This is a genomic window from Colwellia sp. SU-HH01172 (genome assembly GCF_057553355.1).
In genome coordinates this window covers 1-21642 of sequence record NZ_BAAJMB010000008.1, presented here as the reverse complement: position 1 = coordinate 21642, position 21642 = coordinate 1, and the positions used below count along the sequence as shown (strand labels likewise).

Sequence of the window (21642 nt, the reverse complement as noted above, 5' to 3'; positions counted from 1 at the left end):
CAGATAATTGAAATTAAACGTTAAATATTTTGGGACGCTGGCCTAAATTTAGGCGCACTGATCCTAGGGTGTTATGAAATGGGAGGTTTGAATAAGTAATTTAGAAATTGCGTTTGTGGTAAGGCAACTTCTTGGTTGCTACTGTCTGAATATAGCGGTGTAATGGCAAGTGTGGTTAAACTATTAGTATAAGAATTAGGATTACAATTTGCGGTGGCGCAATCACAATTTTCTTGACAACAATCAGCGGTCTTACTGGTTGTAGTACTGGCATCCATTGACATGTCCATGGAGTGTTCTGCTGAATCCATACTGTGTGACATTGGCATATCAGACATATTCATCATATCGCAAGACATCATCATGCTGGCAGATGATTGGCCAATAAGGCTAAACATTACCATGACAATTAGAATAAACTGCTTGCTGAAAAATAACTTCACAATAAATTTAAAATTCCGATTCAGTAGAACTAAGTTAAACGTTAACGCTCGTTAGCTTAAAGATTCAACCTAAAATTGCAAGCTTTACCTGCAGAAATCAAGATTGAAGTAAGGTTAACAAGGCTTTACCATGTTCAGTATAAACCATTTTCTTTTTTTGAAAATGTTATATCGATATCAAGGTTTTTAGCTATGGACATTATGACCGAACAACTGCCAATTTCTATTCACGTTAGTGATAGCTTAGTTGCGAAAATTGGTAATATCGCCGCAGTGAGCAATAAACTAGAAGCGCAGTTAAACTTTCATACCATGACCGCGAACTGGTACGGTGATGAAGAAAATATATTGCTGATCAACTTTAACCTTGTCTGTAGTGATGAATTTGATAGCAGTAGTGAGAGCGTCGAAAATGCGATTAAAAAAGACGTTTTAGCTGATGATGTTTATATACTATCTTCAGAAAATAAATTATTGGATTGTTATGTGGCAATAACAGCGTCGGAATTATCGCTTTTACAGCAAATACCAAAACTATTGTCAGGCTATTTAGGTAAAAAACTGACCAAAGTATTAAATTTAATTGCTCAGCAGCAAGGTTTTGACGAAATTTAACAGATTTTAATTTACTTATAAGCCTTTAAAATTGGCGTGTTAGAAGCTTTTTGAATTTTATTTAAAAATTATTTTAAATAAAATTGAACTAACAACTACGAAGATCGTCTTACTTAGCAAGAGATTCTCCCTCGGTTTTTGTTTTATTAAATTGCATTTTATTTATGTTATACGCTCCTCAATTGAGGGGCGTTTTTTTTATCTGTTTTTTTACCTGTTAAAGGTGATGAGTTATCGCTAAAAATTAATTGATTTTTTTCAAAACTAATTTGAACTTATTGTAAATTCAAGGCTCTGAGTTAATAAGAGATTCTCCCCCTCGGTTTTGTTTATACAGTTTTATGTTTTGTTTTATATTTATAATGTGCTCCTTAAATGAGGGGCATTTTTTTGCCTGCCATTAAGTGATTTAAAGCCATACCTTGAAGTTATACCTACCATCTATTTAGGAATGAAAATAGTTATAGGAAAGCTATATACTGGAACAAATACTTTGGATTTGGATACCTTATGTTGCGGACATTTTTTTGTGCTTTTTTAGTTTTTATTAGTCACCATGCTTTTTCCTTTGCGCAATATACGTTGCAAGGCAAGGTGATTGATGAACAAGCGGCGGCGTTAACCGACACTAAAGTTGTTATCAATGGTGTTACTCATAGTACAGATAAGAGTGGTCAATTCAGCATTGAATTGCCATCGGCAGATATCTATCAGTTAAAGGTCAACAAAGAAGGTTACTTTCCTAGCATCCAAACCTTTAGTCATTATGAACTTTCACAAAATGCAGCAACTATCGCAGATATAACTCTAGTTAAAAAAGCTGAAAAGCGTGTCATGCTAGCCTTTGCTGGTGATGTTATGATGGGACGTCGTTACTACAAACCTTACTTTGGCGATGAAGTACTGATTGAATCGGAAGATAAGCTAACTGGCAGTAAAGCCATAGTTGAGCATATTAAGCCATATATGAGCTTGGCTGATTACGCAGCGGTTAATTTGGAAACGCAAATTGCTGACGAAAAGCCGGCTGAACGAGCGCCAAAATCTGTGACCTTTTATTCAGAGCCGGAAACATTAGCTGCGCTAACATGGGCGGGCGTGGATTATGTTTCCCTAGGTAACAATCATACTTATGACTATATGGATTCTGGGCTACATTCTACGCTTGCGTTTTTAGATGATAGTGAACTGGCTTATTCTGGTGCTGGCGTAAATGAAAAAATGGCACTAAAAGCACATTCGCAAACGATAAAAGACACTGAATTCTCTATGCTTGGCTATGTTGGTTGGGAAGGTAGTGCTAACCCAACACAAACCGCAAATCATCAGCATGGTGGTGCGGCCTATGGTTCAATGGAAAACATTTTAGCATCCGTTTCCAAGCAGGTTGCCGAAGATAAAGTCACTATCGTGCAATATCATGGCAGTCAGGAATACGCCAATAATCCCACCGGTGTCACCGAGCAGCGTTTAAAGTCAGCATTAGATGCTGGTGCGGCGTTGGCAATAGCGCATCATCCTCATGTTACCCAAGGCTTGGAGCTATACAACAATAAGCTTATTGCTTATTCGATGGGGAATTTTATTTTTGATCAGAACTTTAGTGCCACTCAACACAGTTTTATTCTCTATGTCTGGTTAGATGAGGGTAAATTCCATCGCGCTGAAATCGTGCCGATATATGTTAAAGGTTATAAGCCAACACCAGCGACGGGTATGCATCGCTACACCGTAATGAAACGTTTAACCGAACTTTCGAAGCAAAGAAATACTGTTATCTCTCAATCAGGCGGACATGGCGTTATTGGTTCAAATTCAAATACTATAAGAACGCCGCCGAGCAATAAATTACGGTTGGCGATTGATATTGCTGATAATGAAAGAACAACTGAGCTTTATCAGTTACCATGGCATCAAAGTATTAGTGAAATTCAAATGCCTAATAGTGAAGTTGCCTATCGTGTTGGCACTAACTTAATTAACGGTAGTGACTTTGAAAGTTTTGCACTTTTTGATAGCCCAGAGCGTGGTTGGTTATTTGACCGCAATGCAACCACATTAAATAATTTTGGTGCCAGCGGAGCACATAGTTTGGCGGTTACGGTTGGCTCAGAAAAGAGCAGTATTTTTGGTATGCAAAGTTTTCGACGTGTTTATAAAGCCAGTAGTGCAATGACGATAAAGGCTAAATTTAACGTGCAAGCGCCGGTAAAAATTAACTTCTATTGGCAAGGCAGAAAGACCCGTCAGAAACTTTTTGACGCCTTTAAAAATAGTCCCAAACACTTAATAGGCTCAACTGAATTGTCAGCAAGTAATGCTTGGCAAAATGTTGAATTGGATTTTAATTCCCCGCGTATTGGTTATAAAAGTTATCGCGTGTTGGCTGAAATTCAACTGCAAGACGGCACAACTTCGCAAGTGAATATTGACGATTTTGCCTTAATTGAATGGCAAAGTGCTTATAGTAAACAGCCGCAACCAAATTTTTATAATACCTTGAGTTATCAAGCGGCATACCTTGGTGTTGATAAAGCTGTATCTGCACCTGTTGTGATCAAATTTTAACCCGACAAGAATTGAAGCCAGCTTTTAGTAGAGTTGGCAAAGAGGAAGTTTACAGAGTATGAGTGTTGCAGAGCCAGAGTTACTAGATACCTTTAAATCTTTGCTGCAAAACCAACGGTTTGGCTCACAGCTTCAATTAGCGCGAGCTTTATCATTACGGGGTTTTGAAAATGTCACGCAAACACGAGTTTCGCGCTTACTGAATAAAGTTGGCGCGATAAAAATTCGTAACCATAATAATGATGCCGTGTACCGTTTACCAGAAAAACAACACATTCCTCGTGCTCAGCAAGCTATTGATTCTGTAATCTTGGACGTAAAGCACAACCATATGCAAATTATCATTAAAACTGTGATAGGTGCGGCAACCTTAATTTCTAAAATGATTGAAAACATGGGGGAACAGTCGGGCGTCTTAGGTTGTATGGCTAGTGATAATACTATCCTCATTATTCCCGCTGACGTGGGGAAAATTCAACAAACCATGACCACCATTATTGAGCATTTAGATGTTAATCTTTAACAGTTAGATAATCATATTTAAAAGAGCCTGCGTAGCAGGTTTTTTTATGCCTTGTATTTAAAGGATTGTAGTTGTTAAGGGAGCAATTAAAAAAGCCCTGCAAGCAGGGCAAGACATTGATAAATACATGTCAAAGGGAACGTAAAGAGAAATTATTAGCAAATAACGCTTGTTGCTTCGATAAATGTGGTGGTTCCGCCCCAAAGGGTTTCAGATAATGGTTGCATAATTCCTTGTTCAAACTTAAAACCATGTGGGCGATCTTCGCTGATTAGCAACGGGCCATCTAAGTCAACGAATTGAGCGTCATTAACGAGTAGTGCGGCAGGTGCCATGGCTAAGGAACTCCCAACCATGCAACCTAGCATTAATTCAAAGCCTTGAGCTTTTGCTGCTTGGGCTAATAATACCGCTTCGGTTAGACCACCGGTTTTGTCGAGTTTTATATTTACAACTTGATAGCGATTTTTTAAATACGCAAGTTCAGCGCGGGTATGGCAAGACTCATCTGCACAGAGCGGCACTGGGGAAGAAAAATGAAGTAAGTCTTGGTCTTGACCAGCAGGTAATGGTTGTTCAATAAGAACAACATTTAATGCTTTTAATTGCTGACAGCATTGCTTTAGGTCATCAATTGTCCAGCCTTCGTTAGCATCAACAATAAACTCGCTGTTAGGTGCCGCCTGTTGAATAGCCGTCATTTTTTCTATGATATCTTGATTATCTAACTTTACTTTTACCAGCGGTGGGTTGTTCAATGAAATAACCGCTTTTGCCATCGCTTCCGGTGTATCAATACTTAATGTTTGCGCCGTTACACAAGGTTTGGCAGGAGCAAGATCTAGCAAATTCGCTACTGAGGTTTGCTGTTGTTTTGCTTGTAAGTCCCACCAAGCACAATCGAGTGCATTGCGGGCAGCGCCTGCGGGTAGGGCTGCAATATATTCACTAATGTTATCACTAGTAATCGCCTGCAAAGACAAGGCCTGTATTTGTTGACTCACATTATCAACAGATTCTTGATAGCGGGCATAAGGCACAGCCTCTGCCCAGCCAGCATTTATGCCGTCAGTAATGGTGACCACTATAACATTGGCTTGTGTTTTTGCGCCGCGAGCAATACGGAAAACGTTTTTTAACGGCAGTTGTTGCTCAGCAACCTGAATGCTTAAAGTCATCGCTATTTTGCCTATGCTAAAGTTGCAATGATACTATCAGCACCATCACGCAATGGGTCGACACAAGGCAGAGAAAACTGTTCGCTAAGTTGAGCACAAATACGTTGCCCTTCATCAACGCTGACACTCGAGGTATTCACGGTAATGCCAACGACTTTTGCATTTGGGTTGGTAAGCTTAGCCGCTTGTACATTCAAAGCGATTGTATTTTCAATGCTAGGAAATTGGCTATCAGGTAAGCCGCGCATGTGGCTGCGGTTTAAATCGTGACAAACGACTAGCGCATCAGGTTGGGAGCCATGCAATAAACCTAAACTTACCCCGGCAAAAGCAGGGTGTGATAACGAACCTTGGCCTTCAATAATATCCCAGTGTTCAGCACTGTTGTTTGGGGAAAGTGACTCAGTTGCACCTGAGAGAAAGTCAGAGATAACGCAATCAATGGCAACACCTTGGCCAGCGATTAAAATGCCGCATTGGCCTGTGGCGCGAAAATCAACATCAAAACCTAGTTTTTTCATCGACTTTTCAAGGCTTAATGAGGTATACATTTTGCCCACTGAACAATCCGTACCGACAGTCAGTAAACGCTTACCTGAGCGTTTTACCCCAGTACCCGTAACGAACTCAGCTTTTGGATGCCGTATATCGAGCAACTGTCGTTGCGTTTGTTGGGCTTTTGCGACAATTTCAGGAAAATCAGTTAGTTTGTCGTGTAGACCGGAAACGATATCCATGCCGTTATCCATTGCTTCTAGAATGTAGGGTAGCCATTTCTTTTCAAGCACACCGCCGCTATTGGCAAAGCCTAAAATAAAAGATTTTGCGCCTTGGCTTGCTGCCTGTGCAATGTCCATTTTTTTTATGCCTGTACTCACGGTGCAGCCGTCAACGCTGTATTCACCTACACAAAGCTCCGGCCGCCAGTCTGCCGCGCCACGTGCCATTTTTATCGAAAGTTGATCAGTGGCATCACCGATAAATAATAGGTAAGGAGAAGCAATTTGCATAATGAAGTTCCTAAATTTAAACGCTGGGATAGCAGAAATTTTCTTATTCCGAGCTTAACTTAGTGACCAAACATTAAAAGTGAGAAGGCTTGTATCGATCATAACCTGGGGTTATGTTTCTCTTTAACTGTTTGAAATTCCCTGTTTTAAATATGGAATGAATTCATCAATTACTTTAGATTTAGTTCGGTTTTCTAAATGTACCGCATTGATGTTAAAGGTAAGAGCGGGTTCAAAAGAGGCAATAGCAACATTATCTGACAGATTGCCGTCTGCGGTGTAGCGGTCAACCACACAAACGCCCAAGCCACGTGCCACTAAACGAGCAGCAATAAAGTAGGTTTGCACTTTAATTGATGATGTGAAACTGATGTCTTCTTCCATTGCTCTTGCCCACAACATATCAGCGAGTGGGCCACTATCACTAATATCAATAAATTCTGAATCGCTGACTTCACTTAAGGTTAATTGCTGTGGAGAATTAGGGAATTTTTCTTTCGGATAGACTATGACTAATTCTGATTCTGCTAAAGGAATGGAAGTAATGCCAGGCATGCTATGTGGGGAAAATAGGATTGCTAAATCACATTTATGTTCTAGCAAAGACTGCATTACAGCATCGTTATGAATGGTTTGAATATCAAAAGTAACGTTTGGATAGTCTTGATGGTAATTGGCAATAACATTGGGAATGGCATCAAAACCTAATGCGGGTGTCACGCCAAGAGCGATACTACCAAACTCAGATTTTTTAATATTCTGTGCGGTATTTTTTATTGAGCGCATTTGCTGATAAATTTTATCAACTTCATCAAAAAGCATTTCTGCTTCATCGGTCGGAATTAGCCGGCCCTTAACCCGTTCAAAAAGATTGAAGCCGAGCTGTAACTCGGCATGTGATAATACTTTACTGACTGAGGGCTGCGATACATGCAAAATTTTTGCGGCATTAGTGATGGAACCTGTTGTATAAATGGCATGAAAAATTTCTATATGTCGTAAGCGCATTCAACGTCCTTAGTAAAGTTTGTGGGCTAGGCTTGGTTAACCACCAACAAATGGTAAGCTTAAATATAACTGTATGATCAAAGCATTGGTGATATCAATAAAAAATGCACCCACCAATGGTACCACTAAAAATGCTTGTGGTGACGGACCATGGCGTGACACTAAAGATTCCATATTAGCGACGGCTGTTGGCGTTGCTCCAAGGCCAAAGCCACAATGACCTCCTGCCATGATTGCAGCGTTGTAGTTCTTGCCCATAACCCTAAACGTGATGAAGTAAGCAAACAGCATTAACATAACGGCTTGCACTAAAATCAAAAATATCATTGGACCAGCTAAGCTAACCAGTTCCCATATTTTCAACGACATTAATGCCATGGCAAGGAATATTGATAACGCCATGGTACCCCATAAATCGATACACGCACGGCTGACCTTATAAATTTTAGTAAACTCGGTTAGGTTGGTGATAACCACACCAAATAATAATGGAATTAAAAAAGCAGGTAGCACCACGTCAATGGCTTTTAATGCTTCATAACCCATACGACCTAAATACATACAAAGTAAAATAACAAAAAGTGTTTCCATCATTTTCTTTGGCGTAACTAAGTCATGATCTTCTGGATCAAAGGTAATGGTATCGTCTAATTCCTCATGGTAAGAAGTATCTGCTTTGAGGTTATATTTTTTAATGAGTTTTTTGCTCACTGGGCCGCCAGCCAAGCCGCCTAATATTAATCCTAAGGTTGCTGCTGCCATGGCTAACTCAAATACGCTGCTATGCATGCCATATTCATTAATAAATAAATCAGCGTAGGTTGCGCCATTACCATGACCACCAGAAAGTGTCACTGAACCGCCGATTAAGCCCATTAATGGCTCCATACCTGTGGCCGCGGCAACAGAAACTCCAACGGCATTTTGTACCAGCAGATATAAAGTGGCAACACCAAGAAATAACGCCACTTTAGGCCCGCCTTTAAGTAATAAAGTGAAACTGGCGCCTAAACCGACAGTAGTAAAAAATACTGTCATTAGTGGATTTTTAAAGGCCATATCAAATTGAAAATTCACATCAAAATACACGTGAGCAATTGCCGAAAGAATGGAAAAAGCAATACCGCCGACAACGGGTTCAGGAATGTTGTTATTTTTTAGAAATGCAATTTTGCTATTAAGGTAGTAACCGGCAAAAAGAATGACAAGAGCAACGAGCAGCGTTTCAGTAGTAGATATTTCAATATTCATATGAGCATTTAACCTTTTTCTATTTGGCGTTTTCGTTATCGCATGATTCTTATATGGACAATGCATCGAAATTCGATTGTAAAGAGATAATCGTTCGATCAGCAGTTCAAAAATTTAAGAGAGTCATAACCAAAAGTTTTACTCTCGCTACTCAGCTTTCATTCACTGTTAATGAAGTTAGCTAGGAAAATTTTTGCGCGGGAGCTTAGCATAATTATGAGGATGATAACGTGATTGAAAGGAGAAATTGGCTGAAATTGTAACTTTGCTATAACTTTAGGTTATGGGTTGTAAACGAAGTGTCAATAGTATTGCGTTTATGAATTCGGCATGGTGAACCTAACAACAAGAAACGAATAAAAAAATATTCGACAAATAAAACAGTATAAATGCAACTTATGATGGTGAGAGTGATGAAACAACAAGCGATGTATAAGCATAAGTTAAAGCGGGTAAGTCTATGTGTACTAGCCGCCTTAACAGCCCAAACAACATTTATTCAGCAAGCCAATGCAGAAGAAGCGGCAGCTAAAGAAGAAGAAATTGAACGAATCAGTATTGTTGGTTCTAATATTAAACGTGCTTCTGATATTGGTGCCTTACCTGTTACCGCATTAACAGAGAAAGACATTGAAAATACGGCGGCAATGTCAGGTGATGAATTATTACGTTCAATACCGCAAATTGGCGCTGTTAACTTTGGTGCTGCAACGGGTAATGGTGGTGTAAATGATGCCCGTGGCGATGTTGCTTCAATTAACTTACGCGGCGTAGGCTCAGGTAATACCTTAACCTTGCTAAATGGACGTCGACTTGTCACTCATCCAGGTACACAATCAGAAAATTTTGTTCCTGTGTCGACATCAAATTCAAATACTTTACCTGTTTCAGGCTTACGTTCTTTGCAAGTTTTACGTGATGGTGCTGCGGCAATATACGGCTCTGATGCCGTTGCTGGTGTTGTAAACTACCAACTTAAAGATGACTTTGAGGGTAATCAAGTTAAGTTGTCATATGGCGGCTCAGAAGGTACATCACTTGATGAAACCACCTTTAGTTATTTAACCGGCTTTGATTTAAATGAAGGTCGTTCACACTTAACCGCGTCATTTAGCTACTATGATCGTAATGGCATGATGGCGAGTGAACGTCCTTATTCAGCCAGTCATGATTTACGTGAATATCCTGGACTACCAGAAGAGTTTATTGGCGATACCCAATTAGATAATCGCTCTACTGCAACGCCTTGGGGTGACTTTCAATCGGACGCTTTAGGCCGTTTTCATTTGCAGCCTGATACGAGCTCTGGTTGTGTGGTTAATCTAGACGGTGGTGTTTGTGCTGACAGTGGTAGCTTCCCAAGAGACCAGCGCTTTGATCGCGGCACTACTCGTTCATTAGTTTCTGATGTCAGGCGATTAAATTTTTACAGTTATTTTACGCATGAGATTAATAGCGATTTAGACTTTTTTTCTGAAGTGACATATTACAATGCGAAAGCGGAACGTACTCGTGAGCAAACGCATAACTTAACCGCACAACGTTTTCTTATTTCTGCCGATGCAGCACATAACCCATTTGGCGAGGAAGTATTATTGCGTAGCTATCGAGCAATTGATACAGGGCCTAGAAATGTTGAAGTTGACGATACTAGTTATCGTGTTTTAGGTGGTTTGAAAGGTACGTATAACGATTGGGATTGGGAGACTGCGGCATTTTACACTGCGGCAGAAACTAATGATTCAGCCAACCGTATTCAAGCCAGTAAATTTCAGCAGGCAATCAATAGTACTGATCCTTCATTAGCGTATAACATCTTTACAGGCGGTGATGTAAACAATCCAAATAGTGGTGATACAACCTTAAATCCACAAAGTGTTATCGACCAATTTATGGTTAACGTTAATCGTGATTCAAAAACAAGCTTGGCATCAGTTGATTTTAAAGTCAGTAATGGTGCTCTTTGGAGCTTACCTGCTGGTGATGTTGGAATTGCAATGGGCGTTGAATTTAGACGTGAAACCTTTGAAGATGATCGCGATCCATTACTTGATGGTAGAATCCCGTTTGTTGATCAAATTTCGGGAGAAGAGCTTTCGGGTAGTGACGTTTTAGGTAGCAGTCCAACGCCAGATTCAAAAGCTTCTCGTAATGTCACTTCTGCCTATGCAGAATTTTTAGTCCCTTTAGTTGACTCTGATTCTCATTATGTAGAATTACAAGTGGCTGGCCGATATGAAAATTTTTCTGATGTTGGCAGTGCAGTAAAACCAAAAGTGGCGTTGTTTTGGGAGCCAGCAGATTGGATAAGTTTCCGAGCATCATACGCGGGTGGATTCCGTGCACCTGGTTTACCGCAAGTATCAGCGGAAGGTGTGCCACGCTCAAATAGTTTGTATGATCCAGTGCTTGATTCAACTTATGGCATTGTTGATATTCGTAGTGGTACGACCGACTTAAAACCAGAAGATGATGAAAATACCTCGTTTGGTTTAATCTTTGAACCTACTGAAAATCTGACTTTTACCATAGATACTTGGAAAATTAAGCAGAAAGATTTAGTGGGTATTTTACCAGGGTCATCACATTTACTTTACGATTCATTACTAAGAAGTGAAGGCTCTAGTAATAGTGCAGTCATTCGTGATGCCAATACCAATGAAGTGATACAAATCAATAATGATTATTTGAATTTAGGTGTCAGAAACATTGAAGGCATAGATTTTAGTTTGATTTATGATTGGGAAACTGATTTCGGTGAATTTGAATTTACCGCTAATGCTGCCAAGCTGAATAAGTTTGAGCAAGAAGCTGACTCAATTTCAGCACAGTTAATTGCGGCCCAAGAAGCCGGGAATCCAGCGGTACCGGCAGACCGAACAGTTGCTGGCGCTGGCGACTTGATCAAACAAAATGGTCGTCCAGAATGGCGCGCAAGAGTTTCACTTGATTGGGATTATAATCAGTGGGGAGCAGGTATTAATGCTAATTACGTGAGTGAAGTGATTGATACCAGTACGACAGCAACCGTTGACGACGAAGTTATTATGTTGCCAGTGGATAGCTTCACTCGCGTGAATGTTTATGCTGATTATCGTTTTGCCGACGATAGTGCCTTAGATGGCACTAAAATCCGCTTTGGTGTGCGAAATATCGCCGATGAAGAACCACCATTAGCTGATGAATTAGCACACGGTTACTTTGGTGCCTTACATTCAAATCGTGGTCGTTATTTCTACATGAGTTTAAGAAAAGACTTTTAGTCATAGACTAAGTTGATAATTAAGGCTCGACTATTACACTAGTCGAGCCTTATTTTCTCGAAACAATACCAATTTTTAAGATGTTATTATGAAGAAATCACTACAAATTTGCTCATGGTTATTTTCAACACTACTCCTTGCCTCGTGTGCGGAAACGGTTGTTGTAAATAAAAGTAATAATGCGCAAGCATGTAATATTGGCAGTGTACGTTTACTGGCTGACTTTGAAGCAAGCCGAATGGATGAATGTAAGCGCATAGGGGGCAATAGTTTTCAGGTTATTATCAAGCCAGAAAATACACCGATAAACCCTAGCCCTTGGTACGCTTTTAAAATAGTGGCGGATCAGCCAGCTCAAGTTAAAGTAGCAATTAAAATTGCCGGCAAACGAGAGAATCGTTATTTACCGAAAATAAGTAACGATATGCAATCTTGGCATGTTCATAAGCATAGATATCGTGGAAAAGTGTTAACTTTTAATGTTAGTGCTAGTCAGCAAGCAACCTATATTGCCGGACAAGAAGTGATTAACAATCAATATTATGTTGATTGGGCGAAACATTTAGAAGCTATTAGCTCAGTAAAACATAGTCAATTAGGTGAATCGATTCAAGGTCGACCTATATATAAAATAGAGAGTAAAGGCAGTAGTAATGAATGGCTGGTTATTCTGGGACGCATGCATCCACCAGAGGTAACCGGAGCGTTAGCGCTATTTCCTTTTGTTGAAACTTTATTGGCGAGCAACCCATTTGCGGATAGCTTTCGTCAAAAATATAACTTACTTATTATTCCAAATTTAAACCCAGATGGTGTCGCTATGGGTAATTGGCGTCATAATGCCAATGGCGTTGATTTGAATCGAGATTGGATCACCTTTAAGCAGCCTGAAACCACGCAAGTACATCAACATTTACAAGCGCTTGTTGCTAGTGGTCAGAAGATAAAGTTTGCGGTTGATTTTCATTCTACCCAACATGACGTCTTTTATACTATGCCGGTAGATTACGGCGTTGAAAACCGCTATTTTGTTAAGCATTGGTTAGGTGCCCTTGACCAAGCTATGCCGAATTTTGACGTAATACAAAAGCCAGGTAACCGTCCGAATAATGGCGTTTCTAAACAATATTTTGCTGATAATTATCAAGTACACGCCATAACTTATGAAATGGGTGATGAAACTAATCGTGATAATATTAAAGTTATTGCTAATAATGCCGCAGTAACGTTAATGCAAACGCTGATGTCAGGTACTGATCACAATAAAGAGTAAGTGTATTTATGCGTAGTATAAGTTTGAATCAAGTTCTACCTGTAGCTTTGATCATTAGTAGTGCATTAATGCTCAGCGCGTGTGTTGAAAAAAAGTCAGCCAGTGACAGTCATTCGGTAAACGATGCTCAAGCAAAGGTTGCTGATACCTTAATTATTAATGGCACCGTTTATAACGGCATTGATGTTGAAGCCCAAGCTATGGATATTGCCATTTGCGCTAATGAAATTTGTGGTATGTATCCATCGGGTAAACATAACATTCAAGCACAAAATACCATTAATGCCGAAGGAAAAATTGTCAGCCCAGGCTTTATTGACCCTCATACGCATAGCTTAGAAGAACTGTACAGCCAAGATAAAAACCATAACCTTAATTATTTAACTCAAGGGGTTACCACTGTCGTCAATGGTAATGACGGAGAAGGTCCTGTTGATATCGCAAAAACTGCTCGAGAGCTTGAAGCTAATGGTATCGGCACTAATGTCGCGTTGTTGGTTGGTCATGGTAGCGTGCGTGAACAAGTGATGGGGCGAGCACAGCGTTATGCAAGTGCAGAAGAATTGCGCGAAATGTCTCAGTTGTTAAGGCAAGCGATGGAAGCTGGCGCATTAGGTTTGTCGAGCGGTTTATATTATGTACCTGGTAGCTTTGCCAATACCGAAGAAGTTGTAGCGTTAGCTAAAATCGCCAGTCAGTATAACGGAATTTATGATACTCACTTACGTGATGAAAGCACCTTTAATATTGGTTTTCTTGCCGCACTGGCTGAAGCTATACATATTGCCGATGCCGCTGAAATACATTTGCACCTTGCCCATATTAAAGCCCTAGGTGTTGATGTTTGGGGGCAAAGTGCCGCTGCGATTGAAAAAATCGAACAAGCACAAGCACAAGGCATTAGCATTTCGGCGGATCAATATCCGTGGCTTGCCTCAGGTACTAAATTACGTAGTGCGGTCATGCCGAAATGGGCAATGGCAGATTCACAGCAAGCTTTTCATAACCGTTTAAATGATGTGAGCTTAGCCGTTAAATTACGAGCCGAAATTCAAGAAAACATTCGTCGTCGTGGCGGACCAAAATCACTGTTAATTACCGCATTTAAAATACCAGAACTAGTTGGGCTAAATTTGGCCGAAGTTGCTGAGCGTCGACAACAAGACGCAGTGACAACCGCTATTGAATTAGTGCAAGAAGGCGAAGTACGGGTCGCTTCATTTAATATGTCAGCAACTGATGTTGAAACCTTTATGGTACAACCTTGGGTAGTAACCTCATCCGATGGCACTAATGGTCACCCACGAAAATTTGCTAGCTTCCCGCAAAAGTACCAAGAATATGTGCAGAAAAAAGCGTTGTTAACGGTTGGTGAATTTATCAATAAAAGCTCGAGTCAAACGGCGAAAATACTGGGTTTGAAAAATCGTGGTCAACTACAAAAAGGCTATCAGGCGGATATTATTATTTTTGATGCTGAAAACTTTTCAGCCAATGCCGACTTTTCATCATGGAATAAATACTCATCAGGTATTGAGCAAGTTTGGCTTAATGGTCAGCACGTGATTAAAGATGGGAATTATCAAAAGCTACTTGCTGGCAAATTCGTACATTGAGCAAAGCTGGAAAATTGCGAATTTTCACTCATAGTTAATGTATTAAGATATCGTGAATAGTTGATAAGCTAATGAGAAATTTTATTTTCGTTATGGCTTTATTTTTCTGTGGGCAATCTTATGGGAATGACGGAACGAAACCTGTAATTAGGGCTGCGGTTGCAGAAGAGTTTAGGCATGGCTTACATAGTAAATATTTAAAGTATTTTGCTGAAAAGCTTAATATGACACTAGAATTGTCGACTATGCCATTTGCTAGGCGGTTACTACAAATTGAACATGGCCAATTAGATTTAATTGTCGGTATTCAGAAAACGGATGAAAGACAAGATGAATTTATTTACATCATGCCGCATTATGAGTCACTTTCATACCGTATTTTCACCTTACAAGAAAACCATCAAAGTATCAAAAACTACAATGATCTATCTGGCAAATATATTGGCGTAAATCGCTATTCTAAATATTTTAAACCTTTCGATGATGACAATAGAATCAATAAGTTCCGTGCCTCTGGGGTCGTGCAAAATATCGAATTGTTATTACATAAACGTATTGATGCATTTGTGCACTATGAAGAAAGTACACTACCACTTTTAATGAAATTAGGTGAACGAAACAGAATAGCGAAAACAGTGTATCAACCAGATTATAAAACTCGTCATTATCTTGCTATTTCTAGCCACTCGTTATTAAAGGAGCGAAAGTTGGAATTAGAAGGCATTGTTAAAGCAGCCATTAAAAATAATGATCTACTCAATATTCGCCTTAAGCATTATGCTGATATTCACAAACGTGATGCCGCGTTAGCTCAGTAATTTATCAGCGCTTGCTTGACATTAAATTACCTTGCAACCTAGTTATAGCCTAAAACATGGTTGGAAGCATTATCTTCTAATAGCTCTAATATTTTACTCATAATAACCTCATTACCTTGCTTTGCTTGCTTGTTCTGCTTAGCAATACTCTTGCTGGTGATATAGTTAAATTCATCTTCCTGTTGCTGCGTGTTTTCTTCAGTGTGGCTAATATTCATGATTTTCCCCTTGGTTAAGCTGCGAATACTATAATCTATCGATTTGTGCCTTTTTAACAGTGTCAAAGCTTTTATGCCCTATAGCACAAAGTTATGCCTAGACTGCATTAGCAAGTCTTCCTCACCACGTCATCTCATATTGATAGTTTTTAACTATTACATTTATTAATTTAAACGATTGTACCTATTTAATGGTTCGCCTTAATATTATTCCAACTTAAACAGCACAAGCTTTTACAAACAAGTGGAGATAAGCATGTATCAATCTATTATCAATTCAAAAATTAAACCTTTTAACGCGACGGCATTTAGTAATGGTGACTTCGTTGAAGTTTCTGAAGCTGATGTTGCCGGTAAATGGTCAGTATTCTTTTTCTACCCAGCTGATTTTACCTTTGTATGTCCAACAGAATTAGGTGATATGGCCGACCATTACAGCCAGTTGCAAGAAATGGGTGTTGAAGTTTACTCAGTATCTACCGACACACATTTTACTCACAAAGCATGGCACGACAGTTCAGACACTATAGGTAAAATTCAATACCCTATGATTGGTGACCCAACAGGAAAAATTACCCGTAATTTCGGTGTCATGATTGAAGATGACGGTTTGGCATTACGCGGTACGTTCGTTGTTAATCCAGAAGGTGAAATCAAAATAGCTGAAGTACATGACTTAGGCATAGGCCGTTCAGCAAAAGAATTAGTTCGTAAAATTCAAGCGGCACAATATGTTGCAGAGCACGACGGCGAAGTATGTCCAGCTGCATGGCAACCAGGTGCAGAAACGTTAGCACCATCATTAGACTTAGTTGGCAAAATCTAACATCAAGTCCAACTAGCCGCGACGTTACCAACTGATGTCGCGGCAGTACCTAAAGCAAGATAAAAACTTAAAATTTTCCAATTCAATATCTATTTTCGAAGGAATAAACCATGCTAGATACGAACTTAAAGCAACAATTAAAGACCTATTTACAAAATTTAACCTCGGCTGTTGAATTGTCGATATTTTTAGGTGATGACCTCAAATCAAAAGAATTAAAATCATTAGTGTCAGACATTGCTGAAATGTCGACATTAGTGAGTGTAGTAGAAGCTGACGCAACGAATGAACGGGTACCATCAATGCTGGTTAAATCAGTGAAAACAGGTGGTGAAATGCGTTTTGCTGGTGTGCCTATGGGCCACGAGTTTACTTCACTGGTGTTGGCGTTATTACACAGTGGTGGACACCCCATCAAGCTTGAAAAAGAAGTTATCGAACAAGTGGCAGCATTAGAAGGTGAATATAGCTTTGAAACCTATATTTCCTTGAGCTGTCAAAATTGTCCTGATGTTGTGCAAGCGTTAAATATGATGGCGGCCATTAACCCTCAAATTAAGCATGTGATGGTTGACGGAGCATTATTTCAAGAAGAAGTGTATCAACGCGATATTCTTTCTGTACCTGCGGTTTACTTGAACGGTCAGGCGTTTGGTCAAGGTAGAATGACCATCAGCGAAATTTTAAATAAAGTTGATAGTAATGCTAGCGCCCGTCAAGCGGCAGTTATTAATAACAAAGAAGCCTTTGATTTATTAGTTATTGGTGGCGGGCCCGCGGGTGCAGCTTCAGCCATTTATAGTGCTCGTAAAGGTATTCGTACCGGCATTGTTGCTGACCGATTTGGTGGCCAAGTGCAAGATACGATGGCGATAGAAAACTTTATTTCAGTCAGTGCTACACAAGGGCCAAAGTTGGTGGCTAGCTTGGAAGCGCATGTCAAAGACTATGACGTTGATATTATGAATGATCAACGAGTGAAAAAAATTATAGAAAGTGAAGAAGAAGGCGGCCTGATCACCATAGAATTAGAAAATGGTGCCAGCTTACAAACCCGCTCTACCGTTATTGCTACAGGGGCAAGATGGCGAGAAATGAATGTGCCTGGTGAACAAGAATACCGTGGTAAAGGGGTTGCTTATTGTCCACATTGTGATGGCCCATTATTTAAAGGCAAGTCAGTCGCGGTAATTGGCGGTGGCAATTCAGGTATTGAAGCGGCAATTGATCTAGCTGGTATTGTTGAACATGTTACCGTATTGGAGTTTGACTCTGTATTACGTGCCGATGCCGTATTACAAAACAAAGCGCGTTCACTTGCTAATATCGATATTATTGTTAATGCGCAAACCACCGAAGTATTAGGTAATGGTAAGCACGTTACTGGGTTAACTTACCTTAATCGTGCCACTAATCAGCAAGAAGAAATCGCACTGGCAGGAATATTTGTGCAAATTGGCTTGTTACCTAATTCGCAATTCTTACAGGGTAGTGTTGAATTAACCGAGCGTGGCGAAGTTATCACTAATCAAAAGGGTGAAACTAACATGGCGGGTGTCTATGCCGCAGGTGACGTAACTAACTCGCCGTTTAAGCAAATTATCATTGCTATGGGCAGTGGCGCAACGGCAGCACTAGGGGCATTCGATTATTTAATTAGAACACCAAACCCTAATGGATTAACGACAGAGAGCCAAGACGCAGCGGCATAAGTTCTTTTCGAACATGGAAAGTTTTGAAAGCGCATACTCTATTTGAGTTGCGCTTTTTGTTTTAGTTTTACTATTGGGGAGTAAATAATGGCGTTATTGAATTGCGCACAGAAGTTGCAACCGCTCTAACACAATCCATTCTTGCATAACCTGCACGGCACAGTAGTGATATTTCTCGTGTTGGCTCTGGCTGTGAAAAAGAAATATAGCGGATGTCTTTGTTAGAAAGCGGGTTTAATGTTGCCAACTGTGGTAGCAAAGTAATGCCCATATTACTGGCGACCATATAACGCAGAGTTTCTAAGCTAGTTGCCCTAAAACTGTGGTCTTCTTCTGCACCAGCACTGAAGCAATAACCCATAGCTTGATCTCGTAAACAATGGCCGTCTTCTAAGGTAAGAATTTTCTGATGTTGCAAATCATCAAAGTTAACCTGAGTTTTACTGGCGAACTCGTGTTGCTGAGAGGTTGCCATGACTAGCGGCTCAGCAAATAAATCATAACGCTCAAAGCGTTCCATTTCCGACAGCCAAGGCAGAATTAAAATATCGAGCTTACCTTGCTCTAATTGCTGGAGTAGATCTTTGGTTCTATTTTCATGTAGATAAAAATTAACCTTAGGTAACGTGCTATTTAACGCAGGCATAATATGAGGCAGTGCGTAGGGTGCCAAAGTTGGGATTAAGCCGATATGTAAATCGCCCGATAACGGATCAAGTAATGCTTTTGCAGCCTCTTCAAAATTACTGGCGGCGTTGAGCACTTGTCTTGCTTGTTGAATTAATTTCTCACCAGCAGGAGTCAACATGACATTACGAGTTTTTCGCTCGATTAAGGTGAGCTTTAGTCTTTGTTCAAGCTTTTGAATTTGCCCACTCAAGGTTGGTTGGCTAACAAAGCAAGCTTCTGCTGCATTGCCGAAGTGTTTATGCTCCGCAATAGCAAGTAAATATTCTAAATCACGAATTTTTATCATAGATAAAACCAATTAATACTAGAGAATTAATAGTATTTTCGATAGTAGCGTAATGGTTTTATTTTCACCAGTGCTTTACTCAAGATGTTGTTAACTTTGACAGTAACATATTCGCTTCTCTTTGATTTCTCGCAATGTTTTTGAAATCAAATATGGCTTAGTAAACAATTAAAATTTATAATACGTTTCCTTTCGTAATTGTTCTAATCGGGATGTTGTATGAAATTAACCATTAAGCAAAAACTCTATGTAATTGTCACTTTAGTTATGTTGGGCTTGTTAGGGCTTTACCTTGAGAATGCAGCGAATCAGAGCAAAGTAGCTAATTTAATTGAAATCAAAACTGAACTGAAAGATTTGCAAGTCACTATGTTGCAACTGCGACGCAGTGAAAAAGACTTTTTGTTGCGTAAAGATATAAAGTACAGAAAAAAATTCGATACCACTTATAAGCACGCGCTGTATCTTTTTGCCGATATGGAACATCGTTTAACAGCAGCAGATATTTCTACCAAAGAATTATTAATTATCAAGAGCAGCCTGCAAAATTATCAACAGTCATTTGAAAAGCTATTAATGACGTCAATAGCAAAGGGCCTTGATAAAGACTCTGGTACTTATGGCGAGTTGCGTGCGGCAACTCATGCACTTGAAAGTAGTATTGAAGTTATGGGTGATTTTGAGTCTCACACTTTACTATTAACACTTAGACGCCACGAAAAAGATTTTATTCTGCGTAACGACGAAAAATACGTTGGACGCATAGCGAGTGTTGCAGAACAACTTGATATTCGCCTACCGAATGCCAATACGCGTAATTTGCTATCAACCTATGTAAGCGAGTTTAATAAGTTTGTTGATATATCAAAGCAAATTGGCTTGGACTCAAAGTCAGGTATACGGGGCACGATGCGTTCAGCGGTCCATAAAGTTGAAAGTGAACTGACAAAAGAAATTGAATTGTTAAATGGTTATATTAACGATGGTATTGAGCAAGCCCGTATACAACATCTACTTGTGACTATTATTGTGTCGATATTAATTACTGGCGTAATTATTATTGTTGCACGACAAATTATTACCCCGTTAAATAACTTTTCAACACGGATATCGGAAATTAGGAAAGCGAGTGACTTAACTCAGCGTACGGAAGATCGCCACGACGAAATTGGTGTTATCTCTAAAGAATTTAATATCTTTATGGAGCATTTTCAGGAACTCATTAAAAGCATTAACCAAACTGTTGACTCCCTTAGTGAGTCGTCAAATATTGTTTCGGGTAGTGTCTCCAAAACAACCGAAGGAATCGTAAACCAGTCACAGCAAAGCGATATGGTGGCCACTGCGGTAACGGAAATGGGAATTGTTGCTGGTGAAATAGCAGATAACGCCCGACTGACTAAAGAGCGTACCGATGAAGCAGCTATCAAAGCGGTAGAAGGTAAGGAAAAACTTGATAGCACAGTTGTTAATATTAACCAATTATCCGAGCAGCTGATTAATGCAGGTGAGGAAATAGTGCAATTACAAGAGAAAAGTAATGGCATTACTTCTGTACTCGAAGTTATTAAAGGTATTGCAGAGCAAACTAACCTATTGGCACTTAACGCAGCAATTGAAGCGGCTCGTGCTGGCGAGCAAGGGCGTGGATTCGCTGTTGTTGCTGATGAAGTCAGAACACTTGCGGTGAGAACCCAAGATTCTACCGCCGAAATTACCGCCATTATTAGTGAGCTACAAGCGACAACCTCTGAAATTGTGAATACCGTTGGCGTGTGTAAAGAGCAGGGGCTTAATAGTGTTACACAAGCACAAGAAACCGAAGAAGTGCTAAATGAGATTATTACCGATGTTAACTCTATTGCGGAAATGACTGTACTTGTAGCTACCGCGGTTGAGCAACAAGCGGTCGTTGTTAAGGATGTTGATGAGAATATTATCCGCATTCGTGATATTGGTGAGCAAGTTGCTAGTGATTCTCAAGAAAATTCTCGAGCTAGTGATGATGTAGCAGCCTTAGCAAGTGAATTACACGACGAAGCGAGTATATTCAAAATTTAATTATTATTAAGTTTTAAATAATAATTAAAAGCCTGATAAATGAATTTCATTATCGGGCTTTTTTATATCTGATGTAAGCAACCCCGTATTTTACCGTCTGATCATATAAAGATGAAGTTTCAGCTAATCACATTATTCAACATTCTCTATTGCCAATTAAAGCTGTTGCGCCTTTATCAGCCATCATAAGCGCAATAAAAACGCAGTCTGTACAAATAAAAAGCAAACAAACTTATTTCTGCAAATAAAGTGCATTTTACGGTTGACGGCGAGACAAAAATCT

17 protein-coding genes are annotated in these 21642 nt (G+C 39.7%); 10 read left to right on the top strand and 7 right to left on the bottom strand.

All coding sequences use genetic code 11. The features are described from left to right. Positions 1–71: 71 nt before the first annotated feature. The gene (locus tag AC27JP_RS17590) at positions 72–443 is read right to left on the bottom strand and encodes a hypothetical protein (protein ID WP_487117233.1); all 372 of its coding nucleotides are present in this window, start codon (positions 441–443) and stop codon (positions 72–74) included. 192 nt (positions 444–635) lie between these two features. On the opposite strand from AC27JP_RS17590, the gene AC27JP_RS17585 reads away from it, so the two are divergent. From AC27JP_RS17585 to AC27JP_RS17575, 3 genes are all read left to right on the top strand, one after another. Beyond that, complete coding sequence (locus tag AC27JP_RS17585) at positions 636–1058, top strand: hypothetical protein (protein ID WP_487117232.1); 423 nt, start codon at positions 636–638, stop codon at positions 1056–1058. 510 nt (positions 1059–1568) lie between these two features. Continuing rightward, positions 1569–3626, top strand: a complete 2058-nt coding sequence (locus AC27JP_RS17580; protein ID WP_487117231.1) for a CapA family protein — start codon at positions 1569–1571, stop codon at positions 3624–3626. Positions 3627–3684: 58 nt separating this feature from the next. Further along, entirely contained in the window at positions 3685–4149 is a 465-nt protein-coding gene (locus AC27JP_RS17575; RefSeq protein ID WP_487117230.1) for an arginine repressor, read from the top strand. Positions 4150–4304: 155 nt separating this feature from the next. Here the strand turns inward: AC27JP_RS17575 and dgcA are convergent, their stop codons facing one another. The 4 genes from dgcA to gltS all read right to left on the bottom strand — a co-directional run bounded on the left by dgcA (position 4305) and on the right by gltS (position 8596). Beyond that, positions 4305–5327, bottom strand: a complete 1023-nt coding sequence (gene dgcA / locus AC27JP_RS17570) for an N-acetyl-D-Glu racemase DgcA (protein WP_487117229.1) — start codon at positions 5325–5327, stop codon at positions 4305–4307. 11 nt (positions 5328–5338) lie between these two features. After that, on the bottom strand, positions 5339–6337 hold the full coding sequence (gene dgcN / locus AC27JP_RS17565; RefSeq protein ID WP_487117228.1) for an N-acetyltransferase DgcN: 999 nt from the start codon (positions 6335–6337) through the stop codon (positions 5339–5341). 123 nt (positions 6338–6460) lie between these two features. After that, entirely contained in the window at positions 6461–7345 is an 885-nt protein-coding gene (locus tag AC27JP_RS17560) for a LysR family transcriptional regulator (RefSeq protein WP_487117227.1), read from the bottom strand. Positions 7346–7381: 36 nt separating this feature from the next. Next, on the bottom strand, positions 7382–8596 hold the full coding sequence (gltS, locus tag AC27JP_RS17555; protein WP_487117226.1) for a sodium/glutamate symporter: 1215 nt from the start codon (positions 8594–8596) through the stop codon (positions 7382–7384). A 389-nt stretch (positions 8597–8985) separates the two neighbouring features. Between gltS and AC27JP_RS17550 the strand changes: the two genes are divergently transcribed. The 4 genes from AC27JP_RS17550 (at position 8986) to AC27JP_RS17535 (ending at position 15566) form a co-directional block, all read left to right on the top strand. Next, the gene (locus tag AC27JP_RS17550) at positions 8986–11859 is read left to right on the top strand and encodes a TonB-dependent receptor domain-containing protein (protein ID WP_487117225.1); all 2874 of its coding nucleotides are present in this window, start codon (positions 8986–8988) and stop codon (positions 11857–11859) included. Between the two features lie 88 nt (positions 11860–11947). After that, the gene (locus tag AC27JP_RS17545; protein WP_487117224.1) at positions 11948–13132 is read left to right on the top strand and encodes a M14 family metallopeptidase; all 1185 of its coding nucleotides are present in this window, start codon (positions 11948–11950) and stop codon (positions 13130–13132) included. A gap of 8 nt (positions 13133–13140) precedes the next feature. After that, on the top strand, positions 13141–14748 hold the full coding sequence (locus tag AC27JP_RS17540; RefSeq protein WP_487117223.1) for an N-acyl-D-amino-acid deacylase family protein: 1608 nt from the start codon (positions 13141–13143) through the stop codon (positions 14746–14748). A gap of 71 nt (positions 14749–14819) precedes the next feature. Next, entirely contained in the window at positions 14820–15566 is a 747-nt protein-coding gene (locus AC27JP_RS17535; RefSeq protein ID WP_487117222.1) for a substrate-binding periplasmic protein, read from the top strand. Between the two features lie 38 nt (positions 15567–15604). Here the strand turns inward: AC27JP_RS17535 and AC27JP_RS17530 are convergent, their stop codons facing one another. Then, positions 15605–15784, bottom strand: coding sequence for a hypothetical protein (locus AC27JP_RS17530; RefSeq protein WP_487117221.1), 180 nt, complete (start codon positions 15782–15784; stop codon positions 15605–15607). Between the two features lie 256 nt (positions 15785–16040). Between AC27JP_RS17530 and ahpC the strand changes: the two genes are divergently transcribed. Further along, positions 16041–16610: an alkyl hydroperoxide reductase subunit C gene (gene ahpC, locus AC27JP_RS17525; RefSeq protein WP_487117220.1), complete on the top strand. Its 570-nt coding sequence runs from the start codon at positions 16041–16043 to the stop codon at positions 16608–16610. Between the two features lie 110 nt (positions 16611–16720). After that, on the top strand, positions 16721–18322 hold the full coding sequence (gene ahpF / locus AC27JP_RS17520) for an alkyl hydroperoxide reductase subunit F (protein WP_487117219.1): 1602 nt from the start codon (positions 16721–16723) through the stop codon (positions 18320–18322). A gap of 70 nt (positions 18323–18392) precedes the next feature. On the opposite strand, the gene oxyR is transcribed toward ahpF, so the two are convergent. Further along, complete coding sequence (gene oxyR / locus AC27JP_RS17515; protein ID WP_487117218.1) at positions 18393–19298, bottom strand: DNA-binding transcriptional regulator OxyR; 906 nt, start codon at positions 19296–19298, stop codon at positions 18393–18395. Positions 19299–19517: 219 nt separating this feature from the next. On the opposite strand from oxyR, the gene AC27JP_RS17510 reads away from it, so the two are divergent. Further along, the gene (locus tag AC27JP_RS17510; RefSeq protein WP_487117217.1) at positions 19518–21359 is read left to right on the top strand and encodes a methyl-accepting chemotaxis protein; all 1842 of its coding nucleotides are present in this window, start codon (positions 19518–19520) and stop codon (positions 21357–21359) included. Positions 21360–21642: the final 283 nt, after the last annotated feature.